At 63.5% G+C, this 13,864-nt stretch carries 18 protein-coding genes; 7 read left to right on the forward strand and 11 right to left on the reverse strand.

What is annotated here, in order from left to right:
• Nucleotides 1–153: 153 nt before the first annotated feature.
• Genes ACUN8C_RS14080 through ACUN8C_RS14095 form a run of 4 tightly spaced genes read left to right on the forward strand, consistent with a single transcriptional unit; the run spans nucleotide 154 to nucleotide 3,291 of the window.
• The gene (locus ACUN8C_RS14080) at nucleotides 154–1,176 is read left to right on the forward strand and encodes an acyl-CoA dehydrogenase family protein (protein ID WP_445619791.1); all 1,023 of its coding nucleotides are present in this window, start codon (nucleotides 154–156) and stop codon (nucleotides 1,174–1,176) included.
• A complete protein-coding gene (locus ACUN8C_RS14085; protein ID WP_445619792.1) occupies nucleotides 1,173–1,958 on the forward strand; it encodes a PIG-L deacetylase family protein in 786 nt (261 codons plus the stop codon). Before ACUN8C_RS14080 ends, ACUN8C_RS14085 begins: the two co-directional genes overlap by 4 nt.
• Nucleotides 1,959–1,973: 15 nt before the next feature.
• Nucleotides 1,974–2,591 carry a class I SAM-dependent methyltransferase gene (locus ACUN8C_RS14090; protein ID WP_445619793.1) on the forward strand — a complete coding sequence of 206 codons (618 nt, stop codon included), beginning with the start codon at nucleotides 1,974–1,976 and terminating at the stop codon, nucleotides 2,589–2,591.
• Nucleotides 2,575–3,291: a glycosyltransferase gene (locus ACUN8C_RS14095; protein WP_445619794.1), complete on the forward strand. Its 717-nt coding sequence runs from the start codon at nucleotides 2,575–2,577 to the stop codon at nucleotides 3,289–3,291. The genes ACUN8C_RS14090 and ACUN8C_RS14095 overlap by 17 nt, the downstream gene beginning before the upstream one ends.
• Before the next feature lie 16 nt (nucleotides 3,292–3,307).
• Here ACUN8C_RS14095 and ccmI read toward each other — a convergent pair whose 3' ends face one another.
• The 11 genes from ccmI to ACUN8C_RS14150 form a co-directional block, all read right to left on the reverse strand.
• Nucleotides 3,308–4,228 (reverse strand): c-type cytochrome biogenesis protein CcmI, encoded by a 921-nt coding sequence (gene ccmI / locus ACUN8C_RS14100; RefSeq protein WP_445619795.1) that lies wholly within the window; start codon nucleotides 4,226–4,228, stop codon nucleotides 3,308–3,310.
• Nucleotides 4,225–4,728 (reverse strand): cytochrome c-type biogenesis protein, encoded by a 504-nt coding sequence (locus ACUN8C_RS14105; RefSeq protein WP_445619796.1) that lies wholly within the window; start codon nucleotides 4,726–4,728, stop codon nucleotides 4,225–4,227. The genes ccmI and ACUN8C_RS14105 overlap by 4 nt, the downstream gene beginning before the upstream one ends.
• Nucleotides 4,719–5,246 (reverse strand): DsbE family thiol:disulfide interchange protein, encoded by a 528-nt coding sequence (locus tag ACUN8C_RS14110; protein ID WP_445619797.1) that lies wholly within the window; start codon nucleotides 5,244–5,246, stop codon nucleotides 4,719–4,721. The genes ACUN8C_RS14105 and ACUN8C_RS14110 overlap by 10 nt, the downstream gene beginning before the upstream one ends.
• Nucleotides 5,243–7,216, reverse strand: coding sequence for a heme lyase CcmF/NrfE family subunit (locus ACUN8C_RS14115; RefSeq protein ID WP_445619798.1), 1,974 nt, complete (start codon nucleotides 7,214–7,216; stop codon nucleotides 5,243–5,245). Before ACUN8C_RS14115 ends, ACUN8C_RS14110 begins: the two co-directional genes overlap by 4 nt.
• A gap of 12 nt (nucleotides 7,217–7,228) precedes the next feature.
• Nucleotides 7,229–7,717 carry a cytochrome c maturation protein CcmE gene (gene ccmE / locus ACUN8C_RS14120; protein ID WP_445619799.1) on the reverse strand — a complete coding sequence of 163 codons (489 nt, stop codon included), beginning with the start codon at nucleotides 7,715–7,717 and terminating at the stop codon, nucleotides 7,229–7,231.
• A complete protein-coding gene (gene ccmD, locus ACUN8C_RS14125; protein WP_445619800.1) occupies nucleotides 7,714–7,929 on the reverse strand; it encodes a heme exporter protein CcmD in 216 nt (71 codons plus the stop codon). Before ccmD ends, ccmE begins: the two co-directional genes overlap by 4 nt.
• Nucleotides 7,919–8,668 (reverse strand): heme ABC transporter permease, encoded by a 750-nt coding sequence (locus tag ACUN8C_RS14130; protein WP_445619801.1) that lies wholly within the window; start codon nucleotides 8,666–8,668, stop codon nucleotides 7,919–7,921. Before ACUN8C_RS14130 ends, ccmD begins: the two co-directional genes overlap by 11 nt.
• A gap of 41 nt (nucleotides 8,669–8,709) precedes the next feature.
• Nucleotides 8,710–9,435: a heme exporter protein CcmB gene (ccmB, locus tag ACUN8C_RS14135; protein ID WP_445619802.1), complete on the reverse strand. Its 726-nt coding sequence runs from the start codon at nucleotides 9,433–9,435 to the stop codon at nucleotides 8,710–8,712.
• Nucleotides 9,425–10,096 carry a cytochrome c biogenesis heme-transporting ATPase CcmA gene (ccmA, locus tag ACUN8C_RS14140; RefSeq protein ID WP_445619803.1) on the reverse strand — a complete coding sequence of 224 codons (672 nt, stop codon included), beginning with the start codon at nucleotides 10,094–10,096 and terminating at the stop codon, nucleotides 9,425–9,427. Before ccmA ends, ccmB begins: the two co-directional genes overlap by 11 nt.
• 86 nt (nucleotides 10,097–10,182) lie before the next feature.
• Entirely contained in the window at nucleotides 10,183–11,043 is an 861-nt protein-coding gene (locus tag ACUN8C_RS14145; protein WP_445619804.1) for a cytochrome c oxidase assembly protein, read from the reverse strand.
• A gap of 16 nt (nucleotides 11,044–11,059) precedes the next feature.
• Nucleotides 11,060–11,530, reverse strand: a complete 471-nt coding sequence (locus tag ACUN8C_RS14150) for a DUF2243 domain-containing protein (protein ID WP_445619805.1) — start codon at nucleotides 11,528–11,530, stop codon at nucleotides 11,060–11,062.
• 191 nt (nucleotides 11,531–11,721) lie between these two features.
• Here ACUN8C_RS14150 and ACUN8C_RS14155 point away from each other — a divergent pair, with 191 nt between their 5' ends.
• The 3 genes from ACUN8C_RS14155 to ACUN8C_RS14165 all read left to right on the forward strand — a co-directional run bounded on the left by ACUN8C_RS14155 (nucleotide 11,722) and on the right by ACUN8C_RS14165 (nucleotide 13,784).
• Complete coding sequence (locus ACUN8C_RS14155; protein WP_445619806.1) at nucleotides 11,722–12,738, forward strand: Lnb N-terminal periplasmic domain-containing protein; 1,017 nt, start codon at nucleotides 11,722–11,724, stop codon at nucleotides 12,736–12,738.
• A 126-nt stretch (nucleotides 12,739–12,864) separates the two neighbouring features.
• Nucleotides 12,865–13,152, forward strand: a complete 288-nt coding sequence (locus tag ACUN8C_RS14160) for a hypothetical protein (protein WP_445619807.1) — start codon at nucleotides 12,865–12,867, stop codon at nucleotides 13,150–13,152.
• 200 nt (nucleotides 13,153–13,352) lie between these two features.
• Nucleotides 13,353–13,784 carry a DUF2946 domain-containing protein gene (locus tag ACUN8C_RS14165; RefSeq protein WP_445619808.1) on the forward strand — a complete coding sequence of 144 codons (432 nt, stop codon included), beginning with the start codon at nucleotides 13,353–13,355 and terminating at the stop codon, nucleotides 13,782–13,784.
• Nucleotides 13,785–13,864 lie beyond the last annotated feature (80 nt).

Raw genomic sequence — 13,864 nt, forward strand, 5'->3', positions numbered from 1 at the left:
CAGGGCTGCCATCCGGCAGCCCTTTTTGTATCCAACTGCAAATTCTTAACGCCGGACAAGATAACGTGATGCGCGAGTGACTATGCTCAAGCGCTGGCCTGTCATTTTTTACCCGGCATGGATTGCTTGTGACAGGCATCAAAAGGAGCTTGAATGGACCCTCTCCCCGAACGACTTGATCGCGCACTGGCCTGTCACGATCTGCCCGCAGAACATATCAATGCCCTGGCCCACCCGCTGGATCAGCTGATTGCATTGGGACCGCTTCCTCTTCCCGGATCAGGCGAGACGCTATCGCGCTGGCGCGCCCTATATCGCGTGGCGGGGTGTGATCTGGCACTCATCAAGCTTTATGAAGGCCACACGGACGCGCTGGCCATCATGGCCGAGCTGGGCGTCACGCCTGATACCCCTGATGACGCCCGCTGGGCCATGTGGGCCGCCGAGCCGCCCCAGGCCCGGGTGCAGATCAGTGCACAGGTCAGCGGCCATGACGACCGGGTCACGCTCAACGGCACCAAGGCCTGGTGTTCGGGAGCACCGATGGTCACTCACGCGCTGATGACCGTCTGGCACGAAGACCGGCAGCGGCTGGCTGCCGTGGCCCTTGATCAGGAAGGCGTCACGGTCACCGATCGAGGTTGGCAGGCCATCGGCATGCAGGCCACCGCGAGCGTCGAGGTAGAATTTTCTGACGCCCATGCCACCCTGACTGGCGGATTTGATGCCTACATCGCGCGCCCCGGCTTCTGGCAGGGCGGCGCCGGCATCGCAGCCTGCTGGCTGGGCGGTGCGCATGCGCTGGCCCGGACACTGCAGACCAAGGCAGCCTCACGTCAGGACGACCCTCTCATGATGGCGCATCTGGGCCACGTCGATGTGGCGCTGCAGACCGGCCTGATCTCCCTTCGCGACGCCGCCGCCGTCATTGATGCTCACCCCGACAGAGAAGCTCAGATGCTTGCGTTGCGTACTCGCGCCATCATCGAGCACAGCGTTGAACAGATCATTGCCCACTGCGGCCGAGCGCTGGGGGCGGGTCCCTTCTGTCGCGATCGCCATTTCGCCCACATGATGGCGGATCTGCCGGTTTATCTGCGCCAGAGCCACGCCGAGCGCGACCTGAGTGCTCTGGGCAGACTCTGCGACGACGCCAGCAGCGGGTGGTCATTATGAGCGCTGATGATCGTCGCATCGAAGGCGAAGGCACCCCGGAAGCCGACTGGCAGAACACGGGGGAACTAGAGGCCCTGCCCCTGATCTCCCCTGAGGCACTGGTGGCGTCCCATCAGCAGGCCGTCATCGTGGCCCCCCACCCGGATGATGAAACGCTGGGCTTTGCCGGGCTGATGCTTCAGCTCGCTGCAGCCGGCCATCACCTGCACCTGATCGCCGTGACCGATGGCACGGCAAGCCATACGGGTTCCACGCACTGGAGTGCCGAGCGCCTCGCCCGCCAGCGCCCCATCGAGAGTGAACGGGCACTGTCGATACTGGGCTGTGAGGGACAAACGACCCTTGAGCGGCTGGGCCTGCCGGATACGGCCGTTGCACACCATGAAGCGGCGCTGTTTGAGCATCTGGCCGCTCAGCTCACCGCTGATCACGTGGTGCTGACCACCTGGCGTGGCGATGGCCATCCCGATCACGAAGCCACCGGGCGCGCCTGCGCGCGGGCCTGCGAAGCGACCGGCGCCCATCTGATCGAAATCCCGATCTGGACCTGGCACTGGGCCGCCCCCCGGGATTCTCGCGTCCCCTGGACCAGGGCCCGGCGCCTGCCCCTTGATGCGGACATGCTGGCCAGAAAGGAAGCCGCCATCCAGGCCCACGAGAGTCAGCTCTCGGTTGATCCGGACACCGGACAGGCACCGATTTTGCCCGGCCATGTGCTGGCACGCCTGATGCGTCCTTATGAAGTCTTTTTTATCGACGAGCCCCAGGGTGCCCATGACTGACAGGAGGCGATGCCCATGACCCGTCTGGACGCCCAGGCCTTCGAGCAGCTCCATGCCGAACACGCGGACCCGTGGCAGTACCACACCCGCTGGTATGAAAAACGAAAACGCGACCTGACACTTGCGATGCTGACCCGCGAGCGCTATCGCCGGGCCTTTGAACCCGGTTGCTCCATCGGGGTGCTCAGCGCCGAACTGGCCCTGCGCTGTGACACCCTGTGCATACAGGATGTCAGCGACAGCGCCGTAACCCGCGCACGCAAGGCCCTTGAGGGCCAGCCCCATGTGAGCATCACCTGCGGCGCGGTGCCGGATCAGTGGCCAGCCGGCCAGTTTGATCTGATCGTGATCAGCGAGATGGGGTACTACCTGAGCCGGGAAGGGCTCGAGACGCTGTGTGAACGTATCGATGCCGCGCTGAGTCATAATGGTGAGCTACTGGCCTGTCACTGGCGTCACCCGATCGATGGCAGCACCCTGAATGCTCAAAGCGTCCACCAGACACTGGGCAGCCGCCTGAACTACGCCCACCACGGCCATTACGAAGACAGCGACACCCTGATCGATCTCTGGCAGCGCACGGCCTCGCCGGTGACCTCTCGTCGGGAGGACGCTCATGACGACACCCCATAATGACCTGGCGCGCATCGGCGTAGTGGTCCCTGCTCATGATGAAGAGCAGCATCTGGGAGAATGCCTGGAATCGCTGACCCGCGCCGCCCGCCATGCGCGCAGCCTAGGGCATGAGGTCACGCTGGTGGTGGTGCTCGACAACTGCCGGGACCGCTCGGCGGCCATCGCCAGGGCCCATGACGTGCTCCGGGTGAGCGTGAACGCGCGCAATGTGGGCATGGCCCGGCATGCCGGGGTACAGGCGCTGCCGAAGGGCATCGACTGGCTGGCCTTTACCGATGCCGATACCTGCGTGCCCGAAACATGGCTGAGCGCTCAATGCGCCTTCGGCACCGATGCGGTCTGTGGCGGGATCCATCTGAATCAATGGCACGGTCTATCGCCGGCGCTGCGCGCACGCTATCTGGCGCATCAGCACCAGAACGTCGGCCGACAGCATGTGCATGGTGCCAACCTGGGCATCCGCATGGCAGCCTATCAGGCGCTGGGCGGCTTTCGGCCGCTGCGCTGTCATGAGGATGTGGATCTGGTCGAACGACTCATGGCAGCGGGCGGCAGCATGACCTGGGCACACTCGCTTCGCGTCATGACCAGTGCCCGGTTCAAGGCCCGCGCCCCCGAAGGGCTGGGCGCGCTTCTGCACGGCCTGGAGTGTGCCTGCGCCGAGTCACAGCGGCTGCCGGCACAGGATGTCGGCTAGGTCGCAGGCACCGATTTCAGGGCCGGCTACCCTGTTCGTTGCGCGCCTCGCTGTCCTGCTCGACCGGCGCGCCGTCGGCCGTGGGCCCCATACGCGCCCTGGCCGCCGCCATCGCCTGACGCAGCGCGGTCTGACTGCCCTCATCATCGCTGCCGGCAATCGCGATACGCCAGTGATCGATGGCGCCCTGATAGTCCCCGTCGGTGAAATCGGCAAAGCCCAGCAGGCCGTGCACCGTGGGCTGACGCGGGTCTTCTGCCAGCACCTCATCGGCCAGCGCCCGAATGTCATCATTCATCTGTCGATCGTTTTCAACAAAGCGAATCTGGGCCAGCTCCGACACCAGTGACGGCGCCCGGCCCTTTAAATCGATCAGCCGGGTCAGGGCGTGATCGGCTTTTGTATACTGCTGACTGTCGCGATACAGCGGATAGAGCGATGCCCAGACATTGGGATTATCAGGCTGGCGACCGGCCTCCTGCTCAAAGCGCGCGATGAACTGCTGCGGCTCGCCGCCCTCCTGCTTGATCTGCTGACGGGCCTGATAAAGCTCGAGATCCCCCGTGCTGCCCTCGCGGTGATAGGCATACAGCGAGCCAACGCCCACGGCCACCACCACGATGGCCGTCAGCCACCAGCCACTGTAGGTCGACTTCAGCCCCTGGGGCGTCTGCCCCTCGGTATCGGCGAGCAGGTCACGCTCAAGCTCAAGTCGCCGCGTGTCAAACCGCGCCTGGTCGATCTCACCCCGCGACAGCTCTTTTTCAAGGTCTGCCAGTCGGTCGCGAAACACGGTGACGTTGTCCTGAACCTCATCCCCTCGTGTTTCCAGCGCCGATTGCGCTGCCCGCAGGCCACGGCTGCGCCACAGCGGCAGCAGCAAAAACATGATGGCCACACCCAAAAGCAGGGCCAGGCCCACCCATAACGCCATCATTGCTGACTCCTGTCCTGATGGTTCGAGCGCTCATGGCGCGACAGCAGCGTTTCAAGGCGCCGTCGCTCGTCACTGTCCAGCGCCTGGACGCGCTCAGGTCGACGCGAGCGAATCAGTGCCGCAATGGCCGCAACGCCCAGCAACACGACCACGCCGGGGCCCGCCCAGAGCGCGATGGTGCGCCACTCAAGGCGCGGTCGATACAGCACGTAATCGCCGAAACGATCCACCATGGCCTGACGAATGTCCTCATCGCTGTCGCCACGACGCAGCGCGCGCGCCACAAAGTTTCGCATATCGCCGGCAATGGGCGAGCCGGAGTCACCAATCGCCTGATTCTGGCACTTGGGACAGCGCAGCGAGGCGGTCAGCTCGCCATAACGCGCCTGCAGGGCCGGATCATCAAAGTGATGCAGATCGTCGGCGCCTGCCGTGCCTGTCAGCAGCATCAGCAGGGCCGCCACCAGCAGCGCCATCAGTGCCTTCGGGATCACTGCCATCGCTGAATCTCCGGCAGGATCACGCCCTCGACGTCCTCGGGCTTGATATAGCCCGTGTGGTGATAGCGAATGTTGCCCTGAGCGTCGACGATAAAGGACTCGGGCGCCCCATAGACGCCGAGGTCGAAACCGAGTGACCCTTCCGGGTCAAAGACGGTGAGCGCAAAGGGATTGCCGAACTCGTTCAAAAAGGCGCGCCCCTTCTCGCGAGTGTCCTTGTAATCCACCCCCACCATGTGCACGCCGCGCTCGGCCAGCGCTAGAAGCTGGGGCATCTCGCGCTTGCAGGTCGGGCACCACTCGCCCCAGACATTGACCAGTGTCACCTGCCCTTTCAGCAGCGAGGCGTCCACCGTGCGTTCGGGGTCGGTGAGCGTGGCCAGGGAAAACGTCGGAAAGGGCTTTTCCAGCAGTGCCGACTCGCGATGGGACGGGTCACGTCCGAGGCCCTGCCAGAGCAGCACCGCCAGTACCACAAAGATCAACAGCGGCACGAACAGCCAGTAGCGTTTTTTCATGGACGGGCCTCCATCGCCTGTCGGGTTCGACTACGGTGACGGTAGCGCTTGTCACAGACCGCCAGAATGCCGCCGGCGGCCATCAAAAGGGCACCCAGCCACAGCCACCGCACGAAGGGTTTGACCTGAATGCGCATCGCCCACGACTCGCCGTCATCCAGCGGCTCGCCCATGGCCACGTACAGGTCACGGGTCAGCCCGTGGTCCAGCGCGGTTTCGGTCATGGCCTGACGCCGGGCATCAAAAAAGCGCTTTTCCGGATGCAGCATCGCAATCAGCCGATCGCCCTGCGTCACTCGAACGGTGGCGCGATCAGCGAGATAGTTGGGGCCATGCACCTCGTTGAGCTGGGTCATGGTAAAGCGATAGCCGCCGACCTCGACCGAATGCCCCGGGCGCATGCGCACGTTATCGGCGTGATCGTAATTCGACACCATGGTCACGCCGACAATGGTCATCGCCATGCCGATATGGCCCAGCACCATGCCGTAGTGGCTGCGCGAAAGCTTCGCCGGCCCGCGCAGGCCAAAGCGACGGATCAGCGTCAGCGGCTCGCGCACCAGCGGCACCACGATCCACGCCGCCACCAGAAGACCCAGACTGACCGGCAGCGACCAGGCACCGTCATACAGCCAGGGAATCGTCAGCGCGACAATCAGCGAGACGATCGCACTCAGCCACAGCCGCTTGATCAGTTCGCGCGGCGCCATCTGCTTCCAGCGCGTCACCGGGCCTGCGCCCATGAAAAGCCCGAGCGCGACCGTCAGCGGCACGATCAGGGTATTGAAATAGGGCGGGCCTACCGAAATCTTGCCCAGATCCAGACTGTCGAGAATGAGCGGGTAGAGCGTGCCCAGCAGCACGGTCACCATCATTACCAGCAGCAGGATGTTATTGAACAGCAGCATCGCATCGCGGGAGCACCAGCCAAAGCCGAGCGGGCTTTTGACCCGGGGTGCCCGAAAGGCATACAGCGTCAGCGAGGCGCCCACGGTCAGCCCCAGCAGAATCAGGATAAACGTGCCGCGGGAAGGGTCGTTGGCAAAGGCATGGACCGAGGTCAGCACCCCCGAGCGCACCAGAAAGGTGCCCAGCAGCGACAGCGAGAAGGTGACAATCGCCAGCAGCACCGTCCAGCTTTTGAAGCCGCCGCGCTTTTCGGTCACTGCCAGCGAGTGCATCAGCGCCGTACCGGCAAGCCAGGGCATTAATGAGGCGTTCTCGACCGGGTCCCAGAACCACCAGCCGCCCCAGCCCAGCTCGTAATAGGCCCACCAGCTGCCCAGCGCAATGCCCACGCTCAAAAACGCCCAGGCCAGATTGGTCCAGGGCCGCGCCCAGCGTGTCCAGGCCGCATCCAGGCGACCGCCCATGAGTGCGGCCAGCGCAAAGGCAAAGGCCACCGAGAAGCCGACATAGCCCATATAAAGCATCGGCGGATGCACGATCAGCCCCGGGTCCTGCAACAGCGGATTAAGATCGGCGCCGTCCGACGGAGGCACCGGCAAAATGCGCTCGAACGGGCTCGACGTGGCCAGAATAAAAATCAGAAAGCCTGCATTGATCATGCCCAGCACCGAGAGCACGCGAGCCAGCATGTCGCGCGGCAGATTGCGCGAAAAGACACTGACCGCCAGCCCCCAGAAGGCCATCATCATCGACCACAGCAACACCGACCCTTCATGCCCGCCCCAGACCGCACTGAGTCGGTAATACCAGGGCAGGTTTGAATTGGCATTGTCAGCGATGTAGGTAACGCTGAAGTCATTGAACAAAAAGCCCAGCGCCAGACAGACAAAGGCCGTCAGCAAAAAGAGCGCCTGCCCCCAGGCCATGGGTGCGGCGTAGCTCATCCACAGCGGGCGACGGGTCAGGCTGCCGGCCAGCGGCACGATGGCCTGCACCAGCGCCATGGCAAGGGCCAGCATCATGGCGTAGAGCCCGAGTTCGGGAAGAATCTGAATCAGCATGACGATCTCGTTTCAGGGCGTTCCGGAGGCGCGGCTATCGGCTACCGCAGGCGCATCGGAGGGAATCGCCCTGCGTGCTTCGGCGGCCTTGAGCGCCCCGTCGACTTCCGGCGGCATATAGTTTTCATCGTGCTTGGCCAGCACCTGGCTGGCCTCGATCCAGCCGCGCTCGTCAAGCGTGCCCACAATGACCACGCCCTGCCCTTCCCGGAAAAGATCCGGCAGGATGCCGCGATAGTGCACCGGCACATCATGTTCGAAATCGGTCACGGTAAAGGTCACATCCAGCGTCTGTTGATCACGCTGAACGCTGTTATCACGCACCACGCCGCCGGCGCGCAGCGAACGCCCACCGGGCGCCTGCCCGGCACTGATCTGGGTCGGCGAGTAGAACAGGTTCATGTTGGCCCGCAGCGCATAGAGCGCAAGCCCGATGGCCACGCCGGCCAGCGCTACCAGCACCACGATGAGGATCAGTCGCTGTCGACGATGCGCCTTCATGTCGTCTCTCCGTCATCGGTTACGGCGCGAGCCGTGGGACGCTGCCTTTCACGTCGCTCGAGCGCGGCCACGTGGCGCAGCAGCCGACGCTGTTCCAACAGGCTGTAGAGGGCAAACGCCACCAGACTGCCCAGCACGACCCCAAAGGCCGGCCAGACATAGACGGCGTAGCCATTCATGGCCCAGAAATCGGCCAGCGATTCAAAGGCCATTGCGCCCTCCCTGCACCAGCGCGCGCACCCAGCGGGCGGTGGGCTGGCGTCTGATGATCTCGTTGCGCGTGCGGGCCACCGTGACGGCGGCAAACAGCAGATAAAACCCGATGACCATGAGCAGAAGCGGCAGCCACATGCTCGCCGGCATGGCCGGTTTTTCGATCAGGCTGAAGGTGGCGCCCTGATGCAGCGTGTTCCACCACACCACCGAATACTTGATGATCGGCAGATTGATGACCCCGACCAGCGACAGGATAGCCGCCGCCCGGGCGCCGCCGTCGCGGGAGGCAAAGGTACCGCGCAGGGCCATGATGCCAAGATAGAGAAACAGCAGCAGCAGCATCGAGGTCAGTCGCGCATCCCACACCCACCAGGTGCCCCAGGTCGGCACGCCCCAGATGGCTCCGGAAAACAGCGCACTGAAGGTCATCGCCGCACCGAAGGGCGCCGCGGCGCCGGCCACCATATCCGCCAGCTTGATGCGCCAGACCAGAAAAATCAGGCTGCAGGTGGCCATCAGCGCAAAGCAGGACTGCGCCAGAATGGCGGCCGGCACATGCACGTAGAGAATGCGAAAGCTGTCGCCCTGCTGGTAGTCGGGCGGCGCGAAGGCCAGTCCCCAGACACTGCCCGTGATGACAAGGATCGTACCGATTCCCCAGAGAAACGGGAGCCAGCGCCCGCTCATGGTGTAGAACCATTTTGGGGAGCCGAGTTTATGAATAATGGGCCACATGATTATCGATCAACGTTGTTCAAGTCGGTGCCGGGGCAGGGTCAGCCATCAAGCGAGAGTTTCAGGGCAGCGGCCGCCGCCCAGGGCGCGGCCAGCAGGGACAGGGCGAGCATGGCGCCCATCAGCGCAAGCCAGGGCGCAATCACGGCGCCTTCCATGGTAAGGCGCACCGTACCGGCGCCAAAGATCAGCACCGGCGTATACAGCGGCAAAATCAGCAGCGACAGCAGCACGCCACCGCGCCGAAGCCCCACGGTCAGCGCCGCGCCGATGGCGCCCACCAGACTCAGCGTGGCCGAGCCCAAAAGCAGCGTCAGCATCAAAACGCCCATGCTGTGACCGGGAAGAGACAGCATGACTGCCAGCAGCGGCGAGATCAGCGCCAGCGGCAGGCCGGTGGTCAGCCAGTGCGCCACGATCTTGGCCAGCACCAGCACGCTGGCCGGCTGCGGGGCGAGCAGCAGCTGCTCGAGCGTGCCGTCATCGAAGTCATCGCGAAAAAGACCATCGAGGGACAACAGCACCGACAGCAGCGCCGCGACCCACAAAAGCCCGGGCGCGATGCCTGACAGCAGCGTGCTGTCGGGCGCCAGTCCCAGCGGAAAGAGGGTGACGATCAGCGCAAAAAAGATCAGCGGATTGGCCAGCTCGCTGCGGCGACGAAAACGCAGCCGACAGTCGCGACCCAGCGTGGCCGCAAATCCCTGCCAGAGACCTGGCAGAACCTCGACAGTCCGGCGGCGGGGGTCGGCGCGCTCAGCAGTCAACGTGCACGCCTCCCTGCCCGTCAAAGCAAAGGTTTCTAAGAACCCTGGACGCGGGTAAAAGTTCCCCGCTGTCATGATGCGAGGTCACCACCACACTGCCACCGGCCTCACAGTGCGCCATCATCCAGCGCTCCAGCTGACGCACGCCGTCGCGGTCGATGGCAGTGAAGGGTTCATCCAGAATCCAGAGCCGTTGATGTCCCAGGGCCAGCCTGGCCAGCGCCACGCGGCGCTGCTGACCGGCGGAAAGTGCCTCTACCGGCGTCTCCTCAAAGCCTGCCAGCCCGACCGCCTCGAGCGCCTGAAAGCAGGCGTCGCGACGTGCCCGGGCGCCGCCGCCCTCTTCCACCGCACTCATGGCCTGATACCAGTCGAGGTTTTCAAGCGCCGTGAGCGCCTTTTTAACGCCCGGACGATGGCCGATATAAAGCATCGAGGCCATAAAGGCCTCACGACAGCGGGAAAGCTTTTCGCCGTGCCATGAGAGCGTGCCGGTATAATCCGCCATCTGGCCGGAAAGAATGCGCAACAGCGTGGTCTTGCCCGAGCCGTTGGGGCCCTCGATGCGCCACAGCTCTCCCGGGCCGATCTGCCAGTCAAGGTCGCTGAAAAGCCAGCGCTCATCGCGCTCGCAGCCAAGCTTTTGGATGTCGAGTTGCAAGACGGGGTCCGCACGGTAACGTCATGACCGCGCACCGCATCAGGCCGGGCACACGTCATGGAGGGGCAAGTAATTTGCGGCGCAGTCTACGCCATTTTGCCAGGATCATCGACCCGCAATGACGCGTCCGAGCCGGTACGAGTGTCCGCCGGGGCCCCATCAGGGTGCAGCGCACGACGGCGACGGCGCAGCCAGGCCAGCATCAATGCCCCCACCAGCACCGCTTCGGCCAGATCGCCCCAGTAGTACATCCACATCGCTGCCTGATGAAGTTCCTCGAGCCCGGCACCGGTACCGCGCGGGAAACCAAAGGCATACAAGAGCTTGCCCAGCGTGGCGTGTGCAGCCATGGCAACGAACAGCACGCCCATGCGTGTGCGCCAGCCGGGGCGATGCGGCGCAGGATCGGGCCCGGCGATCGCCCAGGTAAAGAGCGTGCCGGAAATGATGAAGTGCAGATGCAGAAAATGACCCAGCCACGGCGTGGTGAGGCTCATGGCATACAGCGGCGTCATGTAGAGCAGATACATGCCGCCGATATCCAGAAGTGCTGCAGTGACAGGATGCGTCAGCACACGCACCGGCCCTGTGCCCAGAAAGCGCACCAGCCGCCGAGCGCCACCGGGCGGCAGATTGCGCAATAAAAGCGTCATGGGGGCGGCAAACACCAGCCCGAGCGGGGCGAACATGCCCAGCAATAAATGCTGCACCATGTGCCATCGCACGTCCTGATGGGCAGCGTGCATGAGCGCGGGCACAAACGCCACGGCAAGCGTGAGACAGCCTGCCGTGAACAGAAGCGTTCGCCACCAGGGCCAGGGTTTTTGTCGACGCGTGCGCCAGACGCCCGCGATATAGACAAGCCAGAGACAAGCGATCAGCAGCCATGCGACGGCAGAAGTCGCGCCCATGGCCATGGGCGTGTGCAGGGTCGAGTGGGCGGTCACGGCGGCGCCTGTTTAATCAGTGCTGACTTGTCGCCCGCCCCTGCCGGGCACGCTGCAAAAGCTTCCAGCCAATGGCCAGCACCACAAGCCCCGCGCCGATCCAGGCGATATCGTAGAGCCAGACATGATCGACGTAGCGCACCTGATGAAGCCCCAGAATCTTGTGATCAACGATGCCATCAAAGGTCTGAAAGCCCCCCATCCCCAGCAGAAAGCCGGGGCCACGATAGCCGGGCGCCTGAGCGGCACGCCCGTGCAGCTCGATCATCATGAAGGCCCCGACAATGAAGAGCACCAGCTCCATGGTGTGCAACAGGCCATCGGAGGCCAGTGCCAGCGCCGAGGAGCCGGTATCGATGAAGTGGTGCCAGGCCAGCACCTGGTGAAAGATGATTTCATCGATGGCGGCCATGAAGCCGATACCGAGCAATATGGCAGCGATCATGGTACGGCGGATATCCGGTGCAACGGGGGACGGTATGGCCATGGTGCTCTCCTGGCAGGCTCTCACTCGGGCAATGCGTTATCTTTGGCTCAAGCCTGGCGCATGACAGCGGATCCGACATCATGTCCCGATTTAAAAATTTCCCTGACCGCAATGACCGGAGCCCGTTCATGCCCTCCCCTTTAATACGCGGCCTGCGCTGGACCTAGCGTCTTGTCGCCGCGCTGCTGATCGTGTCGGCCACTCTGTGGGGCGCACTGGCGCTTTTTTATCAGCTGCCGGGGCCTTCTGCCGTGGTCGTGACGGTCATGGTCGTCTGGGGGCTGCTCGGACTCAGCGCGACGCTCATGACACTGAGAGTGCCCATCGTGCGCCGCCGAATCGCGCTGGGGGCATGGCTTCTGGCGCTGGCGGTTCTGCTGATCTGGTGGCAGAGCATTGCGCCCCGAAATGATCGGGACTGGGCCGATGACGTGTCGCGTCTGCCTCATGCCGTCGTCGACGGGGACCTTGTCACCATCGACAACGTGCGCAACTTCGACTGGCAGACGCCGGAGCGCTATACCGAGCGCTGGGAGACGCGTACCTATCGACTTTCCGAACTGACCTCCACGGATCTGATCGTCTCCTACTGGATGGGTCCGGCCATCGCCCACACGCTGGTCAGTTTCGGCTTTGATGACGGACGCCAGCTGGTGTTTTCCGTCGAGATTCGCCGTCAGCGCAATGAGGCCTTTTCTGCCATTGGCGGCTTTTTCAAACAGTTCGAGATGGCGCTGGTCGCCGCCGATGAACACGACATCGTGCGCACCCGCTCCAACGTGCGCGCAGAAGAGGTCTATCTCTATCGCGTTGCCCTGCCAGAGGAGGCTGCCCGCACGCTCTTTCTGGCCTATCTGGACGAGGCCGATGACCTGCGAGACACGCCGGCCTTTTACAACACCCTGACCAGCAACTGCACCACGCTGGTCTTTGACATGGTGAAAAACATTATCCCGGGGCTGCCCACCGACTACCGCCTGCTGCTGTCGGGCTACCTGCCCGGCTATCTGTATGATCTGAAAGCACTGGATACTTCCCGGCCACTTGTTGAACTAAAGTCGCGCGGCCATATCAACTCCAGAGCTCTGGCGGCCGATAACGGGGGCCATGCCTTTCCCGGCTTCTCCGAATGGATTCGCAGGGGAGTGCCGGCACCCGGTGGACACCTTTTGGGAGCGGCCATCCCTGACGACCAGCGCCACGACTGACTCAATCATTAAAGACATGAAATGGACGGTCCAGTGGCCTGAGCTTGAAGTATGAAAAGGCAATTTCATGCTAGGGCGTTTGAGGTTTATCACATAACATGGATAAATAAATTACAGAGGTGTTTCATGAGGCCCACAGAGCTCAATGTCCGCTGTTTTCACTGTGGCAGCCGACGCATTATTGTAAGATCGGGGCACCTGCGCCCGGTCGAGGATCCCGTGCATTGCCGGGACTGCGATACCTATCTGGGTCGGCGCAGCGATCTGGCCTTTGAACGTCGTCGCCTGATCGTGGGCGCCGCCAATGAGCCGTTCGACGCACAGCCGGACGCCGTGGCCCTTCATGTGCCCGTAGCGCTCAAGGCAGTCAATGACAATGACGTCTCGGCCTCCAGCGTTTCTGCAGCCGACTAGGCTGTCGCATGTTGCTGCTCCGCCACTGCCGGGGCATGGTCTCCCGGAGCTAACCGTATTCCCCTGTCTGTCATGAACCCTGTCTGTCATGAAGATATTGCCGGGCCGGCGTTGCCGCATTGCGATATCATCAGGCGTCGGTTTGCGGTAAGGTCACGGACTCTGATCCTTCTACTCCCGGACGCTGTCCTTACTCGCTCATGACCCGTCTGCGCTGCTCACTTCCGGCCTGGCTGGCCCTGGCCGCCATGCTGGTCATTTTTCTGGCCCCGGTGCTGTCACAGACACTGGCGCTGGCCCATGAGCGTGAGCGCGCCCACGCCTCTGCCTGGCACACTCAGCGCGTCGACATGCCGGCCAGCCACGCCATGGCCATGCAGCAGATGCAGCACATGCATCAGGTCAGCACTGGCCAACACGACAGCACACACCCCGCCGGTCACATGGACCTTGCCCAGTGTGGCTACTGCTCGCTGTTGGCCCACACGCCTCTGATGGCCGAGACCGCCCTGGCGCTGCCTCCCAGCCGCGCCGGGCCTGACACCACGCCCGTGCCCGCTCGCCTGCAGGGTCATGCCCGGCATTCTCCCTTTCCCAACGCCCTATCGCGTGCCCCACCCCTGTCTGCCTGAACCGTCATCCCCTCACGTTCTTGCCGTCATCGGCCCCTGTACCAGAGCAGGCCGATCGAGACTACGCCATGGCGTCAGTA

This window comes from Kushneria sp. Sum13, from assembly GCF_052692355.1.

What these genes read in the sequence shown, in the direction of transcription:
- ACUN8C_RS14165 (WP_445619808.1), top strand. Translation starts at nt 13,353, where the DNA reads ATGACCCGTCTGCGCTGCTCACTTCCGGCCTGGCTGGCCCTGGCCGCC.
- ccmE (WP_445619799.1), bottom strand. Translation starts at nt 7,717, where the DNA reads ATGAAGGCGCATCGTCGACAGCGACTGATCCTCATCGTGGTGCTGGTA.
- ACUN8C_RS14105 (WP_445619796.1), bottom strand. Translation starts at nt 4,728, where the DNA reads ATGGCAGTGATCCCGAAGGCACTGATGGCGCTGCTGGTGGCGGCCCTG.
- ACUN8C_RS14095 (WP_445619794.1), top strand. Translation starts at nt 2,575, where the DNA reads ATGACGACACCCCATAATGACCTGGCGCGCATCGGCGTAGTGGTCCCT.
- ACUN8C_RS14160 (WP_445619807.1), top strand. Translation starts at nt 12,865, where the DNA reads ATGAGGCCCACAGAGCTCAATGTCCGCTGTTTTCACTGTGGCAGCCGA.
- ACUN8C_RS14090 (WP_445619793.1), top strand. Translation starts at nt 1,974, where the DNA reads ATGACCCGTCTGGACGCCCAGGCCTTCGAGCAGCTCCATGCCGAACAC.
- ACUN8C_RS14115 (WP_445619798.1), bottom strand. Translation starts at nt 7,216, where the DNA reads ATGCTGATTCAGATTCTTCCCGAACTCGGGCTCTACGCCATGATGCTG.
- ACUN8C_RS14130 (WP_445619801.1), bottom strand. Translation starts at nt 8,668, where the DNA reads ATGTGGCCCATTATTCATAAACTCGGCTCCCCAAAATGGTTCTACACC.
- ACUN8C_RS14110 (WP_445619797.1), bottom strand. Translation starts at nt 5,246, where the DNA reads ATGAAAAAACGCTACTGGCTGTTCGTGCCGCTGTTGATCTTTGTGGTA.
- ACUN8C_RS14085 (WP_445619792.1), top strand. Translation starts at nt 1,173, where the DNA reads ATGAGCGCTGATGATCGTCGCATCGAAGGCGAAGGCACCCCGGAAGCC.
- ACUN8C_RS14150 (WP_445619805.1), bottom strand. Translation starts at nt 11,530, where the DNA reads ATGGCCATACCGTCCCCCGTTGCACCGGATATCCGCCGTACCATGATC.
- ACUN8C_RS14080 (WP_445619791.1), top strand. Translation starts at nt 154, where the DNA reads ATGGACCCTCTCCCCGAACGACTTGATCGCGCACTGGCCTGTCACGAT.
- ccmD (WP_445619800.1), bottom strand. Translation starts at nt 7,929, where the DNA reads ATGGCCTTTGAATCGCTGGCCGATTTCTGGGCCATGAATGGCTACGCC.
- ccmI (WP_445619795.1), bottom strand. Translation starts at nt 4,228, where the DNA reads ATGATGGCGTTATGGGTGGGCCTGGCCCTGCTTTTGGGTGTGGCCATC.